This window comes from Sphingobacteriales bacterium (assembly GCA_016719635.1).
GTDB lineage: Bacteria > Bacteroidota > Bacteroidia > Chitinophagales > JADIYW01 > JADJSS01.
In genome coordinates, this window is record JADJYT010000001.1 from 710,591 (window position 1) to 731,392 (window position 20,802).

Consider the following 20,802-nt stretch of genomic DNA (forward strand, 5'->3'; position numbering starts at 1 on the left):
TTTTGTTTTTAAGCGGATTTGGTCGTATATTTGATAGAACTACAGAAAATCAAGGGGATGAGATTTTTATTTATTTGGGGGATACTTCTCAGTATCAGTCTTACTATCAGTGCACAGAAAACCGGCAAAAACATCGGTGGCATCGGAGGTATGGCCATTTTTGACTCCATTGCCAAACGGCCCATCATCAAATCCCTGGAAATAAACAGCTATATCAATGCCCATTCCCTGAAACCGGGAGATTTAATCTTAGAAATTGATAAGATCTCTGTTCACCAAATGACCTACGGGGAAGTGCTGCGCCTGGTGCAGGGTGAAGTGGGTACACCCATGAGTTTGAAAGTCCTGCGCTATAACGGTATTGAAAAATACTATGAAATCAATCGTATCCGTGTCACGCTGGATATGAACCCTACCTGGTGGCAGGTGCCGGATTACCGCTACTATGGATTTCTGGATGGCATTCATTATACCATTAGCCAGTTGAAACTAAACGGAAAATATGCCACTGATACCGCTGCCAAAATAGTCGACGACAAAAATAAAGTGTACTGTACTTACAATATTCGCGGGGCTTATGAATCTGTTTATTTCAGGAATCCTACCGGTAAAGTGACCTGGAACTGCAGTTTCGTGAAAACAGATGATAAAGCCAAGGCGGATGGTATGTATAATTATTTAGTCATACAACTCCGGAATTTCAATTTAAAGAATGCTATGCTTACAAAAACGGAAAACCTGCAACCTGAATCCAAACTATATGCCATTAAACCGAAAGAGGTTTCTGATTTGGCTTTGTCCAACCTGAATATCAATGTTAAACTGAAGAAAGAATTCGACAAAGACGAGAACAAAGATCTCTGGAAAGTAGAAGTGGAAGTTAAAATTTAAGCGCTAACAGATACTCCTTACTGCGGCTTCCAAGATTAAATAAAACATCCAGCACCGATAAATCATTTTGAAATGCAAACCTGTCGCTGAATACCTGCGGATATTCCGGAAAATGATGTGCAGTCGGCTTGGATGGCAGCAGGTAAGACCTGAAATCTGCTCCCTCAAAATTTGCTGCGGTATAATATTTGTCGGAAAAGGCAATATCCATTTCTGTCTTCAATATTCCGTTTATAGCCCGCAGCAGTTGAAAATTATACTCCGTCAGAAATTCAAATCCATCTTCATAGAAACGACGGAAAGCATCTTCATAAAACTCAAAAAACGGAGAACGCCGGTAGCAGGATGTCAGGCTTTGCCAATGCAACTTCTGCCAGTTCTCCTTATAGGATATTCGCACATCTTTCATCTCCGCATGCTGATGTTTTCCGTGCTCCAACGGAATGGATAACCTCAGTAATCCGTTCGCGCCTAAGATATGAGTGCGGTTGCGGTAGCTTCTCTTGACAAGATGCTCGTGCCGGTCGACAATAATCTTTTCCGACTGCAATAAAATACTCCAATAGGTGCAGCTGCCTGCGTACTGAGATTCTATCAAGACCTGTTTCATGCGGCAAAGATATTATTTTACATCCCAAATAGATGCATCTAAAGTTTTTCAGGTATCCGAACCTGATTAAAAATGCCTAATTTCACACTATGCGAAAAATCCTTACCAAAATTGGATTATGCTATGCCAGGCTGCTCTCCTATTTGCCCTTGGATTTTTTATTTACGCTGTCTGATGTTATCTATTTCCTCTTCAACCGGATATATACCTATCGCAAAACCGTGATTGACTTAAATCTGATCAATGCATTTCCGCATCAACGCAGCGAAGCATTGTGGTTCATTCGCAGCAATTATTACCGCCACCTGGCAGATTTATTGGTCGAAACCATCAAAAGTATCACCATTTCAAAAGATGAACTTAAAAGACGTATTCAGCTGCACCACGAAAGCTATGCCCTGCTCCGTAAATACGAACAGCGCCAACAGCATATTTTTGTGGTGTTAGGGCATTACGGTAACTGGGAATGGGCTTCGTTGCTTGCAGGATTGGAAACCAAATTACCATCTTATGCTCTCTATTCTCCGCCGGGTAACAAAACCTTTGAACATTTTCTGCTCAAAAACCGCTCCCGATTCGGCTGTCAGCTGGTGGCCATGAACCAGTTGAAGACACTCTATTCTCACTTACAAAAAAGTCCTTCCTTAGTGGCATTTGTCGCAGACCAAACCCCCGTTGATACGGATAATGCCTACTGGACCAAATTCATGAGCCTGCAGACACCTTTCTTCAAAGGGTTCGACACGCTGGCACAACGGACAGATGCCATTGTATTATATGCTTCCATTCAGAAGCTGAACCGCGGGTATTACGAACTGCATTTCAATACCATTACCGAACATGCCCAGACAGAAGCAGAAAATATCATTGTAGAAAAGTATGCCCGCTTTTTGGAAAAGGATATTGAAAGCAAACCCGAATACTGGCTTTGGAGCCACAGGAGATGGAAAAGAGCCGGCATTCAGTATTAGCCAATTGTCATTCATAAAAATTCGTGTATCTTCGTGCATTCAAAGTTGATATGCACCCAAAAGTCTCAGTAGTCATATTAAATTACAACGGCAAAAGCTGGGTTGAAAAATTTTTACCCAATGTCATCGCACATACAACTTATCCAAATTCAGAAATCATTATTGCAGACAATGCCTCTACGGATGACTCTGTGGCATTCATGCAGCAGCATTATCCAGCTATACGGCTGATTCAAAACCATACCAATACCGGCTATGCCGGCGGCTATAACGAGGCTTTGAAACAGGTTAATAGTGATTATTACGTGCTTCTGAATTCCGATGTTGAAGTAACTGCCTGCTGGATTGAACACGTCATGGATTTTATGATGAAAGATAATACCATGGCAGCCTGTCAGCCAAAAATCCTTTCCTACTACGAAAAATCAAAATTTGAATATGCCGGCGCTGCCGGAGGATTCATTGACAAATACGGTTATCCATTTTGCAGAGGCAGAATCTTTAATTCGAGTGAGCCTGATAATGGTCAGTACAATCAGAGTGGAGAAGTGTTTTGGGCAAGCGGAGCCTGTCTTTTTATCCGAGCCGATTTGTATCACAGCACCGGCGGACTCGATGAGGATTTTTTTGCCCACATGGAAGAAATTGATTTATGCTGGCGGTTGAAAAACCTGGGATACAAAATCGGGTACTGTGCGGAGAGTGTGGTTTACCACGTTGGAGGGGGAACGCTGCATAAATCCAACCCACGAAAAACATTCTTAAATTTCAGGAACAGCCGGTCGCTGCTGCATAAGAACCTAACTAAAAAGTTACTGAAAAACGTCAATTTTATCAGAAATATACTGGACCGGATTGCCTGGCTGAAAATAAAGATAACGGACACACAGGAAGATGCAGACGCTGTGATAAACGCTCTCCGAGATTATAGTGCCGCAAATGCATTACTCGATAAGAAAAGGATGAACAATGAGCAATTGGAAAAAGAGATTTCTGTCGGGAGCCCGAATACCACCGGTATTTATAACGGATGCATCGTTTGGGATTATTTTATCTGCAGAATCAAAGCGTATTCGAAATTACCTCTTTCAAAATTTTCAAAACATCCTCAATGAAAGTTTTTATCATCGGTGCATCGGGATTGGTAGGTTCCAACTGCCTTCGCCATTTCAAAGAGAAAGGCTGGGAATCTGTGGGTTCCTATTTTTCATACCAAGCACGCAACACTGTATTTTTTGATACGCTGAACCTAGGCAACCCATCCAACTTTGATGTTTACAGTTTCAAGCCCGATGTCATCGTACATTGCGGCGCACTGACCCACGTGGATTATTGCGAGCAGCACGAAGCGGAAAGTCATGAAAAAACAGTTGCCTCCACACAAAATATGATAAACTTATCCAAAGATCTGAACGCCAAACTGGTATTCATTTCCACGGATTATATTTTTGATGGCATCAACGGTCCGTACGAAGAAAATGCAGAACCACATCCATTATCCGTTTATGGTCGGCATAAACTGGAAGCAGAGCAAGCCGTATTGGCTGCCAATGATGGCAATATCGTACTGCGTATCACCAATGTATACGGCAATGAAGAGCGTGGCAAAAATTTCGTTTCCAGAATCATCGAACAGATCTTTGAACAACAGAAACTGACGCTTCGCCTGCCACTTGACCAGTATGCCACCCCAATCAATGCATATGACATTGCACGCAGTTTATTCCTTTTGCTGGATGACCGTAAGTGCGGCGTATACCACATTGCGAGCACCGATTACATGAACCGCGTACAGTTGGCACTGACCATTCTGAAATATTTTCCTGATGCGAGTTATGAATTGATTCCATTGACGACCGAACAAATCCATGCGCCGGCGGCGCGGCCATTACAGGGCGGGCTGAAGAATCGAAAATTCATGTCGGAATACCCGGATTTCCGCTTCTCCACCGTAGATGATTACGTGAGCGTACGAAGCATTTTGTATGAGGATGAGGAATGAGGATTGGAAATTGGAAAAATCGACCTAGAGGGTATCCTAAACTAAACAACACCTTATTGAATCAACGCTTTGATTTTCACCGCCAACTGGCAGATTGAAATGATATGGAAGAAAATCCACACCATGGTTTCTGTCAAACTCTAAAACACTTCCTCTATCGTACTGTTTTTCCCCTGAAACAGTATCGTATCGCCCGCCTGTTTTTGGAGCAGCACTTTACTCAACGGCGCCTGCGGGGACAGATACCAGACTTTCTTCCCTTCCATCTGAATACCACCTAAGCCAACCGATAGAAAATAATATTGTCCGCCGATGCGTGCCACCGAACCCACGACAAAAGTATCCTGACAGGAATCCACGTTCACCTGCTGCAGGTGCTGCACCTGCTGTCGGGCGGCTTCCAACTGGCGGGCATTCATTTCCTTGTCTAGTTGCGACATAGACCTGGCAGTTTCATACTTATCGCCCACTGAACTTTTCTCTTCATTATTGGCGGCAACCTGCGCCTCCTGCATCGCCCGTTCCGCGGCAGCCATACGTTCCTGCAACAAACGGATACCGCTTGCTTTGAGCAATCGTTTAAAGGCTGTGGTATAAGTTTTTTTCATGAGTCAGTATTCCATACTTTACAACACCCGTATTATCATCGCAATACCAAATACAAACAGACAGATACCTGCTATTTTTTTTACCCAGATGAGTTTGTGCGCCTGCAGTCGTTGTTTCAGGTAATAAGCAAACCGGATTTTTACCAAATCAAACAAGAAGACCATAAGAAGAACAGAAAAGTAAAAACCCAGCTGTTCCGGCAGAGTATAGTCAAATGCTTTGATTGTCGTATGTACGCCTATCCACCAGACCACCACAAACGGATTCAGCAGGTTGATGGTCACGCCTTTCAGAAAGGCGCCGATATAGGTTTTGATATTTTCGATATGCACCGCCTGCATATCAGATTTGGAAAAGAAGGTAAGCGCCCCGAATACCATCAGCACGCAGCCGCCAATCAGTCCGATATAAAATTTATACTGCGTAAAATCAAAACGCTGCATCAATTTATAGAGAAAATAGATCAGAACGACGTCGCTCAGAATCACACCCCACACATAAAAAAGACCGGAGCGCCAGCCTTTTCGGATGGCAAGCTCCATCAGCGCAAAAAAAATCGGGCCAATCAGGAAACTAACGGTAATGCCGGTGAACACACCTTTGAGAACAGCATCCAGCATGCAATGAATTATACTTCGAAGATAACTTCTTCTTTCGGAATACGAACCCTTCTGCCGTAAATACCTTCAGGTTTGGCGGTTCCCACGGAAACAATCATGCAGATTTCAGCACCGCGCGGCAAATCAAGCATCTTTTTTACACGTGCACTGTCAAAGCCTTCCATCGGACAGGAATCGTAGCCTTCCGCTTTCATGCTCAGCATAAAGGTTTGTGCCGCCAATGCTACACTTTTATGAACCACAATGCGCATGTCGGCGGCAGTTACCTGTCGCGGTATCGGCTGAAATGCACCGCCAACGGCGGATACGATTTTCTTGACACTGCCCGTTAAATCTATCGGATCGGAAAAATAAAGCGTAGGGATGATTTTTTTGTAATAATCGATAATCAGTTGCTCTTTCTTACCGATTTTAGATGGAAAATCTTTCATCGCTTCGTTCAGCACAAATTCAGCATGTGCTTTCCACTTATCCTTACGGGTTACAAAGACTATCAGTTCGTTCGCAGTGGAAGCTGCTTTCTGTCCTAAGCAGTATTTTGCGAGTTCTGTTTTTTTGTCTTTTGATTTGACACGGTAAAATTCCCACAGCTGCAAATTGCTGGAATTCGGCGCCAGAACGGCTCTTTCCAAACTACGCTTCACTGCTTCTCCGTCAAACGGGGACTTATCATCATATATTCGGATGGAACGACGGGCATTGACTATATCATCAAATGTTTTAGCTGCTATATTCATAATTAATGTAACAAGAATTAAATTCAAAAGTTTAAAATTAATGAATCAGCAGCACCTTTTCGGTTTTCAGTATTTTATCTTCCTGTGAAATAGTAATGAAATAGATACCTGAAGGGTATTCCGATAAGCTGATACGAAGAGGATTTCTGAAATCGACGGAAGTAAATTCCCGAACAACCTTACCTAAAGCGTTCACTATCCTTACCGAAGCAGAACGCATATCACGGTCTTGCAACGTTACGAAATCATCGGTAACGGTCGGAAAGACTCTGAAAAGATTGGAGGATACAGTTTGTTTCACCGAGGACAACACGGAGGAATCGACAATAGTGTACACCTTGTAGAATAATTCTGTCCAATTAGATGTACTGTGATTCACTATCATAATTTTCAAAGTTGACTTTCCGTTGGTATATTTTTGTGGAATATCAAAATATTCTTCTCTTAATTGGGATGTCGTATTTAATCCCGCATTCAGCCAAACGCCTACAAGACTGTCATCAACATACACTTTTGCCTGCTGGTTTTTGATACTATAATCATAGGTTCTCAGCAAGCGCACACCTTTGTTATCAGGGCGTATCGCCACCTTAAAGACACTACTGTCCGAAATCGCATATCCGTCCTGCGATAACAATGACAGATATGGATCGCCTTCAAAGGAAGCATTTTTACTGATGAAAATTTTAGCATTGGATGCTGCATACTGATGGAGCAGTTCGCTGTTTGTGTTGCCTACATCCAGCGAATCAGTGAGCACACAGGTAGTTGATTGCAGATAGAAAAATGAAAGTGACTGATAATTGCCGAGCTTGTTATTGAAGTCGCCGTGCTCTATCTGAAACCTCAAATGTTTTTCAAAATAAATCGGATCGGTGAGGTGGAAACGATACATGGATTTGTGGTAAAAATCATCCGAGTTGGTGGTACCATTCTGCGCCAGGCTGTATTCATCAAAAAAGAAATAAAAAGTAGAGTTAAAATAATCTTCCGTACCGGTTCCGTAAAACACAGGGCTTCCGGCATCATCCACATAGATACGCTCATCTCCTTCCAGCCAGCAGAAAGCGGTATCGTTGTTCTGATCCGCCTCGATAACCGTTCCTACGTATTTTCCGCTGCCGCTGACATCCGCCACCAGGTAATCCGATTTATCGGAAAACCCTTTGGTTTCTTTTCTTAAAACGGTTTTCAGGTAACCCGTTTCCTTTCTGTCATAGGGATTTGCTGCCGTCAAGACTTTCAGGATGGCGGATGAAACAGGAACTGAACTTTTGTTTTCGAGTTCCATCTTTACATTTTGCCAATACGGCATGGAAAAATAATTGTAAAACCAGCCATTGATATTTCCGCACGGAATGGATCTCATGTAGGTGACGTCGTTCACGCCCGTTGCAAAAAACAATCCCAGCGGTGCACTGATGGAAGGCGTCGTTTCGTTATCGAAATAAATTCTTAAATACACCGAATCCAACAGTTGCCTGTTTTTTTGCTTCACCGGTTTCGGTGCATCGTAGCGGTTATTGATTTCACTGTACAAATTGACCTGTACGTTCGTCACAGAATAAGCATGTGTTGTTTCACTGGAACCTGTTCCCACATCAAATGAATCGGTCAGTATATTGTTGCAGCTGATCCAGTAATATGATTCATTCCAGGGTTCACCGGAACTATATTGTGCCTGAATGGTAATCTGATTTTTCCCCTGGTACAGTGCCTTTGGAATACGGAACGTGTCATTCTTCCAGTATCGGTAGGTCCTGTAGCCCGTATTGCGCCAGGTACCTGCATTCAGGTTGTCTACTTTCATAACTGCATTTTCTGCCAGACTTCTGAAGTTAAAATCCAGGTGGTAGCATTTATTGCTGCGTTTAATCAGTAAAACCGAATCTGCATTACCGTTGATTTGCATTGTAAACTTACTGGTGCCTTTGTGGAAATTACCTTTGTCTTTTATGAAGTCTGAATACATATAATCCAGTTGCGGCAATTGCAGCTGAATGCCTTCAATGACGTTACTCCCTGAATTTGAAAACACCTGTACCGTCTGACTTGGTAAGACAGCAACCACAGAACTGTCTTTGGTGGTTAGTGCAAAATTTGTTTTAGGGTAGGTACCGCTTTTATTAAACTCATTCGTCAGGTAAGAATTATTTTGTGTGGCTGTCCAGCTTTGTACGACTGTATCACGCGGCAGTTGCCGTACACCGAACTGCCCGAATAATGCAGCGGTGTCTATCGTCACAATCAATGACTGCGCAACCGGCATCTGTATATACGACCAGAATCCGCCGCTGGATTCGTAGAGATTCTGTACCAATGGTTTTATAAACGGTGCCGACTGTTGTAAAAATAATTCATTGAAAGTCTTATTGACACGCGGTATGGCTTCTCCGTCAAAATAAAACCGAATACGTGCATCAAAATTCAAGGGAAAGGTAATCATCCAAAGCCGCTCTACTACTGCCGGACCCTGCACCTGACAAATGACATATTCTTTTTTGTTGGTAGCTGTTCCTCCGGGGTTGTTCACTTTTCCCTGCGGAATGACGTCGTAATAATTTTTAAACTCCGGTGAAATGCGGTCGTCGTTTAATCCGGTTCTGTCGTAAGTACTTTGTAAAAATGAAATGGATTTATTTTTCAGCACCGGTAAATCCTGTAGTAACGTCTGCGCATTTAATTGAGAAATAAATGCAGACACCATCAACAAACAGATCAATCTTCTTCTCATATCGGTTCAAATATAAGCTCTGTAGAGCATGAAAATAATACAAATTTTTGTCATTGTAAATAAATTACCCAATATACTCAATACAATCTACTAATAAGCAGTCTATTACAAAACAACCTATACACATCTTTGATTTATGGGTTTCAGCAAAAATCGTATAAAAACAACATAATCAAGCTGAATGAATATAAATTTGAAATTAATGAAAAGAATCCTGATTTTATTAGTTTGTATTTTAACTGTCCTGCAGTCAGTTCTTGCACAACTCAATATTTCCATTTCAACAACACCCTCTACCTGCAGTTCAAATGGTTCGATTATGGTGAATGCTTCTGGAAGCAGCTTTCCTTATTTCTATCAGATAACGTCCAGCAGCAGCGGCATTGTTCGTCCATTGCAAAATGCAAACATCTTTCAAAACTTACCGTCAGGGAATTACTCCGTTCGTGTTTCAGATGCCAATAATACCACAAAAACCACCCCAGCATTGATAAGCGGAAATTATACCCCCCTTTCATTTTCACACACGCAGGTGCAATCCTCCGTCATCATTCAGGCAAACAACGGAAAAGGCCCTTATAAATATGCCTATTCACCGGATGGAGGCTTCACCTATACAACACCCTCCGATTCGAACACTTTCCGATGTATGACAAGCGGTAATTATATATTTCGAGTAACGGACAGTTGTGAAAACTTTTATTCGGAAGCGGTAGCTGTCAATCCGGTTACCGTGAATATGGATTTTTCCTGCATAGAAAATGGAAGCAACAGAAGCATCCGACTGAATTCGATTATAAGCGGCAACGGCGGCTATATTTTCCATGCATATGGCAACGGTTATGATGAGACCAATTCAAACGGCCACTTCAGCAACATCACCAAATGTAATAGAAACATACAGATTGATGTAAAAGACCAATGTTCCTTGTCCAACCGGTTTGAAGTCTGTCCTTTTCCAAATTACACCTATGAGGTCGCCTGTGTCAATTTCAAAAATAATTCCGTTACACTCACCAATATCAGCGGAGGAAACAATATTCCCTTTGTGTTTACTGCAAATGGCAGCACCGGTAATTCAGCGTTCATTCAAAACATACCTAACACACAAGATTCCATAGTTGTCGGTATCACAGATAGCTGCGATTTAAGCAGTACCGTTAAAATCAATAAGATGAAAATCTTAAAACAACCCACCGTAAATTGTCCTGACGGCGGAATGATTGTAAATACATTCATTCCCTTCAATGGTACAGGAAGATCATTTCCTCCCACCAGATTCCAGTCTATTTCCGGTCCGACTTCATTCGACGAAACAGACAGCATCTCTACGGACACCACACAGGTATCCTTTTATCAGCTGGTGACAGGCAGTTATAAATATAAAATAACCAATGCCTGCGGCGATGAAGTCATAGACTCATTTTCGTATTCAAAACAATGTTATTCGGCGCTCAATCTATATAAATATCAAAGCTGCAATGGTTTAAGATTCCGACTGGAAAAAGATTGCGCCACCGATACGACCGCGCTCTATACGCTGAAAGATATGAATGGTAGGATTGTCGCACAAAACAGGAATGGGATCTTCAGCAGTATTGACAACGACAGTTGTTATAAGATGGAAGTACGTGAATTGGTTTGCGACACCATACTCACTGACTATGTGCATCCGGTAGGATTGCAATTAGGTATGTTTCAAAATTCCTGTAATGAATTATCCCTTAGGGTAAGTTTATATGATAAAAAAAACTGTGGTACGGCATCTACACCCAGATTTGCCGATGATATGGAATATATTTTGTGTGACTCAACGCTCAATATCCTGATGACCAACAACACCGGACTCATAAATTCCATACCTGCGGATACCTATTGGATATATGCCAGAGGATTGAGCTGCAACAGTGACACGGTAAGATATCTAAAAACCGGAGGGTTCAGTGATACTGTTCGATTTTGCCTTACACCATCTTTAAAACTCGTGAATAGCAAATGTACATTCGCCTGGAAAGTAAAACTGCTGAATAACCGGAGTAATATAAATTTCAGTCTTGTCGGCAATGGTACCATACGACAAAGTTCAACAGGATTCAGCGGTGTAGATACGGGTCATTATGTACTCAAAGACGGATGCAATGAACAGCCGTTATTCCTGCCGGATTACTATCATTTTCGAAGTTCTGTGAATCCGGGGTGCCCTAGCAATGCTTCCATAACGGCTGGCTATGATATCGACTCATTATATATCGACAGCCTGAGCAGAAAATATTTTTTCGAATTGTGTGATTTACCGGAAATCGATTACAACATCAGGGAGCTGGACACCGGTAATCCGCTGGTTTATAGTTATTCCGGCTTGTTTAACAATCTAAAGACAGGCACCTATCATGTCGTATATTATAAAGGGGATGAATTCTGCAGCCACGGCAGGGATACCCTCTTTACGTCATTCTATGCAAGGCCTGCTTTGTCCGCCACGTACGGATTAATTTGCAACAACAACAGGGCGAGTGTGAAAGCAATGATAACAGGCGGCACTCCGCCATACTCCTATGAAGTACTGAACAGCACCATTCGTCCCATTACTACGAATTCAAATTTTGTACTCTATGACAGTATGCCATTGGGTACAGCACAATTCAGGGTAAGCGATGCCTGCGGAATCAGCACGGATTATTCCACGGAAGTATTAAATGTTGATTTTGAACCTACCTACCGGAAAAAGTGTAACGGCCAGGTACAGTTAATTGCACCGGACATTTTCAATGCAACCTACATATGGACCAACAAACATGGTGACACCATAGGGCATACGCCCGGCATTTATGCCTATCCTTCAGGTGATGATACGTTTCATGTCAGTATCAAATACCTGAATTGCACATTCCATAAGAACATTTATGTTACTGATATCTCAGGAAGTACGATTCGTGCAAATGCAGGTATGGATATCGCAATTGATACCACGGTCATTTTTTTACATGCCAACACTGCCGGTGCCAATACTACTGGAACATGGAGACAAGTCCATCCAAGTTCAGGCAACACCTATTTTTACAATATCCACGATGCCAATACAAAAATCAGTGTAGCTATATTTCCGGGACAATATACGTATGTCTGGACATTGAACGATACGGCCAACGGTTGTATTTCGGAAGACACGGTGGTGGTCAGTTTTGTGAGGTGTCCGGGAATAAAACCTGTACTCTACAGCAAACAGACAGTTCTATCTTCCTGCACAAACAATGCACAAATAACCATAGCTATTTCACAGAGTTCCACGCCTGTTCATTTTATATGGAATACCGGAGACACAAGCTCCATTCTTAAAAACCTGTCTAACGGGATTTATACAGTAAGGATATTTGATGAAACCAATTGTACCGAAGATGCCTTAGACACCATCTACATAAATGGCAGTCAATCCAGTTTTTCAACCTTTGCACGTACAATATGTGACGGAGACAGCATTACCATCAACAACAAAAAATATTTTACAGGAGGCATCTATACGGATACACTACAGAACAGTGTCGGGTGTGACAGTATCTTAACAGTTCGGATCAGTTTGCTGAACAATAGCAGCCGGCACGATACCGTTTATCTCTGTGAAGAAAATTCATACGTACTTCCCGATGGACAGGTGATAACACGGTCAGGAAATTATATGGTCAAACTAACAAATTTGGTGGGATGCGACAGTCTGCTTCATTATCATATTCGATTCAATGCTGCCAGTCAAAAAATAACAGACACCGCAATATGCGCGGGATTGAGTTATACATTGCCAAACGGAAATACGACACAACAATCCGGTATATACAATGATACTTTTCACAACGTCTACGGATGTGATAGTATAATTATTACAAAACTGAGAGTCAAAGATGCGCTAACAAAAGTAAATCTGGGCGAGAATACCCTGATTTGCGATGGTGACACGTATACCATCAGCCTGAACTATCCAAGTAACGTTCGATTTATTTGGCTGGATAACAGCACCCTTCCTTCATTTTCAATAAATGCCGCCGGGATTTACGCTGTTAGGGTTTTTGACGAATGCACCGTCACCACGGATACCATTTCCATAGGAATAAAAGACTGCAGTTGTAACTTTTATATTCCATCTGCATTTTCACCTAATGACGACGGATACAACGATATTTTCAAGCCATTTGCCAACTGTGTATTTTTTGAAGATTATACTCTAAGTGTCTATAACCGATGGGGTGAATTGATATTCCATACTACCGAAACTGAGATGGGTTGGGATGGCAAATACAAAAATGAAATTCAGCCAATTGATACCTACATTTGGATATTGGAATACGATGATATTTTGGGAAATCTAAAAATCAGGAAGAATGGGAATCTGACTCTACTTAGATAATCCTTCTTGTTCGTTACATATTGATATCCAATCAAATACATGTATTATATTTAATTAGACCGTCAAAATCAATTTTTCAAAAAGTTCAGCATTTTATCACATAATGTCACTGATAATTAAACAAATTGTTAAAAAGAGGAAGTTTTCTTAAGAAATGTTAACAATTTAAATGTTTTTCCTTATTTTGTAGTTGGGTATATGAGTTTTTAAGGGGTTCTCAAGTATTCATGTATTCACTTTATTTATTGCTACTTCTAACTATCTAAAACAATTGGAATGAAGAAACTATACATCATCCTTTCATTTATTTTATGTTTTTTATGGGCACATTTTGATGCATCCAGTCAGGCAACATATGTCAGGCCGTGTTATAGTATAAATGCAGGTGTGGATGTAACACAATGCAGCGAAACATGTATTGACCCCAATAGGACTGCTATTCCGCAATATGATAACCGGGCCACTAACACATATCTGGTTCAGCAAATGACACTACCAAGCCCATCGTATAATACTACCGGAACAAATGTAATTGTCGACCAGGATGATATCTGGAGCGGTGTTGTTCCAATAGGTTTTAATTTTTGTTTCTTTGGAAATAGTTACAACAGATTGGTAATTGGAGCAAATGGCTTGATTTCATTTAATCTGGGATATGCAGGTGCCTATTGTCCATGGTCATATTCCGGAGGTATTCCTGATGCCGGAAAACCGATCAATTCTATCATGGGTCCTTATACAGACATCGATCCAAGTGTAGGATTCAGTCCGAACAGAATTAATTTCTATACAGAAGGCGTATATCCTTGCAGAAGATTTGTAATCAATTTCTACAGAATTCCGATGTTTTCCTGTACTGGCTCCTTACATACTTCTCAAATAGTCCTACACGAAGCGTATAATATCATTGATGTTATTATCAACAATAAACCAGTTTGTTCTTCCTGGAATGGAGGGCGAGGTATAATCGGAATTCAAAATGCTGCAGGTAGTGTTGCTTTTTCTGCACCTGGAAACAACCCTTCTACATCGTCATTTGGAAATACCTGTTTCAGATTTTATCCAAATGGTGCACTACAGCAAACCATTAACTGGACAGATAATGGTACTGTTGTTTCCAATACAGCAACATTAAATGCTTCTGTATGTCCAAATACTACCAAAACGTATGTTGCAAATTTAGTGAATAACAGGTGTGATGGTTCAAGTGTAACGGTAAGAGATACCTTTATCTTCAGGGTAAACGCCTTGCCTGTTGCCAATGCCGGACCTGATAAATCCCTTAGCTGTATCACACCAAATATTACATTAGGTGCCCCGGCAGTAGCCGGACATACCTATACCTGGTCTCCGGCAGCAGGATTAAGCAATTCCAATATTGCCCAACCTACAACCAACACTCCAAACACCTATATTTTAACTGTTAGAAATACCCTAACTGGATGTACTAAGAGAGATACCGTGGTTATATCTCCTTTAAGATTTCCAACAGCCAATGCAGGGGCAGATAAAACAATCACCTGTTTAAATCCTTCTGTCAGCATAGGTACACCCGCCATAGTGGGATTCACCTATTCCTGGTCACCGGCTGCCGGATTGAATAATTCATCATTAGCTCAACCGAATGCCTCTCAGCCGAATACCTATACACTTACAATACGAAATGACACGACCGGTTGTACTGCTACTGATCCTGTAATTGTTTCTATTGACACGGTAAGTCCGGGCGCAAATGCCGGCAGCGACCAGACACTCACCTGCGCAAATGTGTCGTTTGTCATTGGTTCTCCATCTGTTGGTGGGAATACTTATTCCTGGTCTCCTGCCGCAGGATTAAATAATCCTGCCATAGCCCAACCCACTGCCAGCCTTCCAAATAACTACACACTCACTGTAACCAAAAGTTCTAACGGATGTACGTCAACAGATGCTGTACTTATTAATCAAAACACTACAGTACCTGTTGCCAATGCCGGGATTGACAGGACGCTGACGTGCAGCACCAATAGTTTTGTCATTGGCACTGCCGCAATTGCAGGGAATACCTACAGTTGGTCACCTGCTGCCGGATTAAGTAATCCAGCCATAGCCCAACCTACCGCTACACAACCCAACACCTTTATCCTTACAGTTACCAATACCGCAACCAGCTGTACAAATACAGATACTGTTGTAATAGCCCGAGATACTTCCTCTCCTGCTGCGAATGCAGGGCCGGATAACATCATCACCTGTACCAACCCTACTTTTGTCATCGGTACCGCTGCTGTCGCCGGTCAAACCTATAGCTGGGCGCCGGCCGCCGGATTAAGCAATCCCAACATCGCACAGCCTACCGCTTCCACTACCGGTACCTTTACACTCACTTCCACCAAGACCGTCAACGGTTGTACAAAGTCAGATGCCGTAACCATCACCGTGGATACCTTACGGCCTGTCGCCAATGCTACCGCCAATCAGACCATCACCTGTGCCAATCCGACTTTTGTCATTGGTGCGCCAGCCGTCGCAGGAAATACCTACTCGTGGTCGCCGGCTGCCGGGTTAAGCAATCCAGCCATTGCTCAGCCTACCGTTTCTGCTAGCGGAACCTTTACGATTACCGCTACCAATACCACCAATGGTTGTTCATCTTCCGATGCCGTAACCATTTCTGTCGATACGATAAGACCCGTGGCAAATGCCGGTTTTGACAGAATCATCACCTGTACCAATCCAACCTTTGTCTTGGGCGCAACAGCTGTCGCAGGCAATACCTACAGTTGGTCGCCGGCTGCCGGATTAAACAATCCGGCCATTGCTCAGCCTACCGTTTCACAACCCAATACCTATACACTGACCGTAACAAATACCGGCAATAGTTGTGTCAGTACCGATGTTGCAGACATTTCCCGAGATACTTCCTCTCCTGCTGCGAATGCAGGGCCGGATAACATCATCACCTGTACCAACCCTACTTTTGTCATCGGTACCGCTGCTGTCGCCGGTCAAACCTATAGCTGGGCGCCGGCCGCCGGATTAAGCAATCCCAACATCGCACAGCCTACCGCTTCCACTACCGGTACCTTTACACTCACTTCCACCAAGACCGTCAACGGTTGTACAAAGTCAGATGCCGTAACCATCACCGTGGATACCTTACGGCCTGTCGCCAATGCTACCGCCAATCAGACCATCACCTGTGCCAATCCGACTTTTGTCATTGGTGCGCCAGCCGTCGCAGGAAATACCTACTCGTGGTCGCCGGCTGCCGGGTTATCCAATCCAGCCATTGCTCAGCCTACCGTTTCTGCTAGCGGAACCTTTACGCTTACCGCTACCAATACCACCAATGGTTGTACTTCTTCCGATGCCGTAACCATTTCTGTCGATACGATAAGGCCCGTGGCAAATGCCGGTTTTAACAGAATCATCACCTGTACCAATCCAACCTTTGTCTTGGGCGCAGCAGCGGTCGCAGGAAATACCTACAGTTGGTCGCCGGCTGCCGGATTAAGCGATCCGGCCATTGCACAGCCTACCGTTTCGACCACCGGTACCTACACTTTAACCGTCACCAAAACGGTGAATGGCTGTACCGCGACTGATGCTGCCACTATTTCCGTTGATACCACCAGACCTACAGCCAATGCCGGTACGGATCGAACACTTACCTGTTCAAATACCAGTTTTGTTATTGGAACTGCGGCGGCGGCGGGTAACTCTTATTCCTGGTCACCGGCTTTAGGTTTGTCAAATCCAGCCATCGCCCAACCAACCGTTTCCACCACCGGTACCTTTACTCTAACCGTGACTAAAACGGTGAATGGTTGCAGCTCCGCTGATAATGTAACCATCACGGTAGATACAATACGTCCCGGAGCAAATGCGGGAACGGATAAACTTATCACCTGTTCCAATCCTACGCATGTAATCGGTACCGCTGCCATCGCTGGCAATACGTATAACTGGACTCCGGCTTTTGGTCTTTCTGATCCTGCCATCGCACAACCTACTGCCTCAACAACCGGTACTTACACATTAACCGTGACCAGATCCGCAAATGGGTGTACTTCCGTTGATGCCATGACCATATCCGTTGATACATCCAAGCCTGTTGCCAACGCCGGTACAGATAAGACCATCACCTGTTCCAATCCTACGCATGTCATCGGTACCGCTGCCATTGCAGGTAATACCTACTCCTGGTCACCAGCTGCCGGGTTATCCAATCCCGCTGTCGCTCAGCCTACCGTTTCTACCACTGGTACCTTTACCGTAACCGTCACCAAAACGGCAAACGGGTGTACCAACTCCAATGATGTTATCGTCGCCGTTGATACCTCTCGTCCTATAGCCAATGCAGGGGCCGATAAAATAATCACCTGCGCCAATCCCACCCATGTCATCGGTACCGGTGCTATTGCCGGGAATACCTATGCCTGGTCGCCCGCAGCAGGGGTAAGCGACCCCGCCATTGCCAGGCCTGTCGTTTCCACTACCGGTACCTATACCGTAACCGTAACCAAAACGGCCAACGGGTGTACTTCATCCGATGCCGTCCTCATTTCTGTCGATACTTCACGCCCTGCCGCCAATGCAGGAACCGATAAAATAATCACCTGTGCCAACCCTACCCATATCATCGGTGACCCTGCTGTGGCTGGCAACACCTATGCATGGTCTCCCGCTTTAGGTTTGTCTAATCCGGCCATTGCCCAGCCTACCGTCTCTACGACCGGTACCTTTACCCTTACCGTCACTCAGACATCCAATGGTTGTACACGGACCGATGATGTCCTCATTACCGTCGATACCATCCGTCCTGTTGCCGATGCGGGTGCCGATAAAATTATTACCTGCTCCAACCCCACACATGTCATTGGTACGGCGGCCATTGCAGGGAATACCTATGCCTGGAATCCTGCATTGGGACTAAGCAACCCCGCCATTGCAAGGCCTACCGCTTCCAACACAGGCACCTATACCCTAACTGTTACCAGAACGGCCAACGGCTGTACCGCCTCCGATGCGGTCATCGTTTCCGTTGACACCTCCAGGCCTGTCGCCAATGCAGGGTTGGATAAAATAAATACCTGTGCCAATCCGACTCATGTCATCGGAGCTGCAGCCATTGCAGGCAATACCTATGCATGGGCACCCGCTGCCGGGTTGAGCGATCCGGCCATCGCGCAACCGACCGCTTCCACTACAGGTACTTATACCTTAACCGTCACTAAATCCTTCAACGGATGTACCGCCTCTGATGCTGTTATCGTTTCCGTAGATACCTCCAGACCTGTCGCCAATGCAGGTGCGGATAAAATAATTACCTGTGACGATCCGACTCACGTCATCGGATCCCCGGCCATTGCCGGCCAGACCTATGCCTGGTCGCCGGCTTTGGGACTAAGTAATCCTGCCATTGCACAGCCGACTGCGTCTACCACCGGAACCTATACCGTAACCGTCACCAAATCCGTAAACGGCTGTACTGCCGTCGATGCGATAATCGTATCCGTTGACACCTCCCGACCTGTCGCCAATGCAGGAGCGGATAAAATCATCACCTGTACAAACCCTGCTCATGTAATCGGTACTGCTGCCAGTGCAGGGAACACCTACGCATGGTCGCCGGCTTTGGGGCTGAGTGATCCGGCGCTGGATCAGCCTACCGCTTCCACTACCGGAACCTATACATTAACCGTAACCAAATCCGTAAACGGCTGTACTGCCGTCGATGCGATGATCGTATCCGTTGACACCTCCCGGCCTGTCGCCAATGCAGGTGTCAATAAGATAATTACCTGTGCCAATCCCACTCATGTCATCGGTACTGCTGCCATCGCAGGGAATACCTATGCCTGGTCGCCGGCTTTGGGCTTAAGTAATACTGCCATTGCACAGCCCACGGCTGCAGCTACCGGTACCTTTACGCTTACCGTGACTCAAACCTCCAACGGATGTTCCAAATCCGACGAAGTGATTGTTACCGTGGATACCATTCATCCCCTTGCCAATGCAGGAGCCGATAAGATAATCACCTGCGACAATCCTACCCATGTTATCGGTACACCTGCCATTGCAGGCAATACCTACGCATGGGCGCCAGCAGCAGGGTTAAGCGATCCGGCCATCGCTCAGCCTACTGCCAACACCACAGGCATCTATTCCGTTATCGTAACCAAAACCGTCAACGGATGTACTAATTCGGATGCCGTCAGCGTTGCTGTCGATACCTCCAGGCCTGTTGCCAGCGCCGGTACAGATAAGACCATCACCTGTTCCAATCCTGCTCATGTAATCGGTACCGCTGCCATTGCAGGGAACACCTATGCATGGGCACCCGCAGCCGGTTTATCCAATCCCGCTGTCGCTCAGCCTACCGCTGTTTCTATCGGTACATTTACTTTAACCGTAACTAAAACCGTCAACGGATGTACTGCCGCGGATGTCGTATCGGTGGATGTTGATACGACCAGACCCGTAACCGATGCAGGGCCTGATAAAACCTTAACCTGTGTCGTGAAGTCTGTCTCTATCGGTACGCAGGCCATCTCCGGGAACACCTATAAATGGACGCCGGCGACGGGGCTGAACAACACCGCTGCTGCCCAACCTGTGGCAAATACAGTCGGCACTTACCTCGTGACCGTGACTAAAACCGCAAACGGATGCAGTGACTCTGACAACATGAATGTAACCATCGACACCATCACACCGCTGGCTGATGCAGGACCTGACCAGACCCTTATCTGTATCAATATAAACACCACTCAGAGTGTAACGCTCGGTGTCGCACCCATTGCCAATATGAGCTACGCCTGGACGCCCGCCAACCTGGTCAGTGATAATACAAGCCCGCAGCCTTCCGCCAATAACAGCGCAACCTATGCCGTTACCGTCACTAATGACATCAACGGTTGTAAGGCTTCCGATACCACCGTCATTGACAGCGAGGATTGTTTCTGTGACTTCTATGTCCCTTCGGCTTTCTCCCCCAACAACGACGGGGTAAATGACCTGTTCTTCGCTTTTATCAATTGTGATAAATTCAATGATTTTGAATTCAGCATTTTTAACCGGTGGGGGGAGCTCGTTTTCAAAACAAATGATATAACCCTCGGGTGGAACGGTATGTACAAAAGTGAAGATCAGCAGGTCGACTCCTACGAATGGATTGTCGAATACTTCGACATCCTCAGAAATAAACGTATATTCAAAAAAGGTATCGTAACCCTATTGAAATAAAA

Annotated in this window: 11 protein-coding genes; 6 read left to right on the forward strand and 5 right to left on the reverse strand. The window is 44.4% G+C overall.

What is annotated here, in order from left to right; all coding sequences use genetic code 11:
• Positions 1–57: 57 nt before the first annotated feature.
• Complete coding sequence (locus IPM95_03280; GenBank protein ID MBK9328340.1) at positions 58–891, forward strand: hypothetical protein; 834 nt, start codon at positions 58–60, stop codon at positions 889–891.
• On the opposite strand, the gene IPM95_03285 is transcribed toward IPM95_03280, so the two are convergent.
• Entirely contained in the window at positions 881–1,501 is a 621-nt protein-coding gene (locus tag IPM95_03285) for a WbqC family protein (protein MBK9328341.1), read from the reverse strand. The genes IPM95_03280 and IPM95_03285 overlap by 11 nt on opposite strands.
• An 89-nt stretch (positions 1,502–1,590) precedes the next feature.
• Here IPM95_03285 and IPM95_03290 point away from each other — a divergent pair, with 89 nt between their 5' ends.
• The 3 genes from IPM95_03290 to IPM95_03300 are packed head-to-tail and all read left to right on the forward strand — an operon-like array spanning position 1,591 to position 4,474.
• A complete protein-coding gene (locus IPM95_03290) occupies positions 1,591–2,472 on the forward strand; it encodes a lysophospholipid acyltransferase family protein (protein ID MBK9328342.1) in 882 nt (293 codons plus the stop codon).
• Positions 2,473–2,522: 50 nt separating this feature from the next.
• A complete protein-coding gene (locus IPM95_03295) occupies positions 2,523–3,587 on the forward strand; it encodes a glycosyltransferase family 2 protein (protein MBK9328343.1) in 1,065 nt (354 codons plus the stop codon).
• A complete protein-coding gene (locus IPM95_03300; protein ID MBK9328344.1) occupies positions 3,584–4,474 on the forward strand; it encodes an SDR family oxidoreductase in 891 nt (296 codons plus the stop codon). Before IPM95_03295 ends, IPM95_03300 begins: the two co-directional genes overlap by 4 nt.
• Positions 4,475–4,614: 140 nt before the next feature.
• Here the strand turns inward: IPM95_03300 and IPM95_03305 are convergent, their stop codons facing one another.
• From IPM95_03305 to IPM95_03320, 4 genes are read right to left on the reverse strand one after another with little or no spacing between them, the layout of a single operon-like run.
• Entirely contained in the window at positions 4,615–5,082 is a 468-nt protein-coding gene (locus IPM95_03305) for a hypothetical protein (GenBank protein ID MBK9328345.1), read from the reverse strand.
• Positions 5,083–5,100: 18 nt separating this feature from the next.
• Complete coding sequence (locus tag IPM95_03310) at positions 5,101–5,703, reverse strand: LysE family transporter (GenBank protein ID MBK9328346.1); 603 nt, start codon at positions 5,701–5,703, stop codon at positions 5,101–5,103.
• Between the two features lie 8 nt (positions 5,704–5,711).
• A complete protein-coding gene (locus IPM95_03315; GenBank protein ID MBK9328347.1) occupies positions 5,712–6,440 on the reverse strand; it encodes a nitroreductase family protein in 729 nt (242 codons plus the stop codon).
• A 37-nt stretch (positions 6,441–6,477) separates the two neighbouring features.
• A complete protein-coding gene (locus tag IPM95_03320) occupies positions 6,478–9,174 on the reverse strand; it encodes a DUF2961 domain-containing protein (protein MBK9328348.1) in 2,697 nt (898 codons plus the stop codon).
• 202 nt (positions 9,175–9,376) lie between these two features.
• Between IPM95_03320 and IPM95_03325 the strand changes: the two genes are divergently transcribed.
• Together IPM95_03325 and IPM95_03330 are read left to right on the forward strand one after the other, a co-directional pair.
• Positions 9,377–13,570 (forward strand): gliding motility-associated C-terminal domain-containing protein, encoded by a 4,194-nt coding sequence (locus IPM95_03325; protein ID MBK9328349.1) that lies wholly within the window; start codon positions 9,377–9,379, stop codon positions 13,568–13,570.
• A 276-nt stretch (positions 13,571–13,846) separates the two neighbouring features.
• The gene (locus tag IPM95_03330) at positions 13,847–20,800 is read left to right on the forward strand and encodes a gliding motility-associated C-terminal domain-containing protein (GenBank protein MBK9328350.1); all 6,954 of its coding nucleotides are present in this window, start codon (positions 13,847–13,849) and stop codon (positions 20,798–20,800) included.
• Positions 20,801–20,802 lie beyond the last annotated feature (2 nt).

Excerpts from the sequence above, each read along its gene's own strand:
- IPM95_03280 (MBK9328340.1), top strand. The coding sequence starts at position 58 with ATGAGATTTTTATTTATTTGGGGGATACTTCTCAGTATCAGTCTTACT.
- IPM95_03295 (MBK9328343.1), top strand. The coding sequence starts at position 2,523 with ATGCACCCAAAAGTCTCAGTAGTCATATTAAATTACAACGGCAAAAGC.
- IPM95_03330 (MBK9328350.1), top strand. The coding sequence starts at position 13,847 with ATGAAGAAACTATACATCATCCTTTCATTTATTTTATGTTTTTTATGG.
- IPM95_03320 (MBK9328348.1), bottom strand. The coding sequence starts at position 9,174 with ATGAGAAGAAGATTGATCTGTTTGTTGATGGTGTCTGCATTTATTTCT.
- IPM95_03315 (MBK9328347.1), bottom strand. The coding sequence starts at position 6,440 with ATGAATATAGCAGCTAAAACATTTGATGATATAGTCAATGCCCGTCGT.
- IPM95_03300 (MBK9328344.1), top strand. The coding sequence starts at position 3,584 with ATGAAAGTTTTTATCATCGGTGCATCGGGATTGGTAGGTTCCAACTGC.
- IPM95_03290 (MBK9328342.1), top strand. The coding sequence starts at position 1,591 with ATGCGAAAAATCCTTACCAAAATTGGATTATGCTATGCCAGGCTGCTC.
- IPM95_03310 (MBK9328346.1), bottom strand. The coding sequence starts at position 5,703 with ATGCTGGATGCTGTTCTCAAAGGTGTGTTCACCGGCATTACCGTTAGT.
- IPM95_03325 (MBK9328349.1), top strand. The coding sequence starts at position 9,377 with ATGAAAAGAATCCTGATTTTATTAGTTTGTATTTTAACTGTCCTGCAG.
- IPM95_03305 (MBK9328345.1), bottom strand. The coding sequence starts at position 5,082 with ATGAAAAAAACTTATACCACAGCCTTTAAACGATTGCTCAAAGCAAGC.
- IPM95_03285 (MBK9328341.1), bottom strand. The coding sequence starts at position 1,501 with ATGAAACAGGTCTTGATAGAATCTCAGTACGCAGGCAGCTGCACCTAT.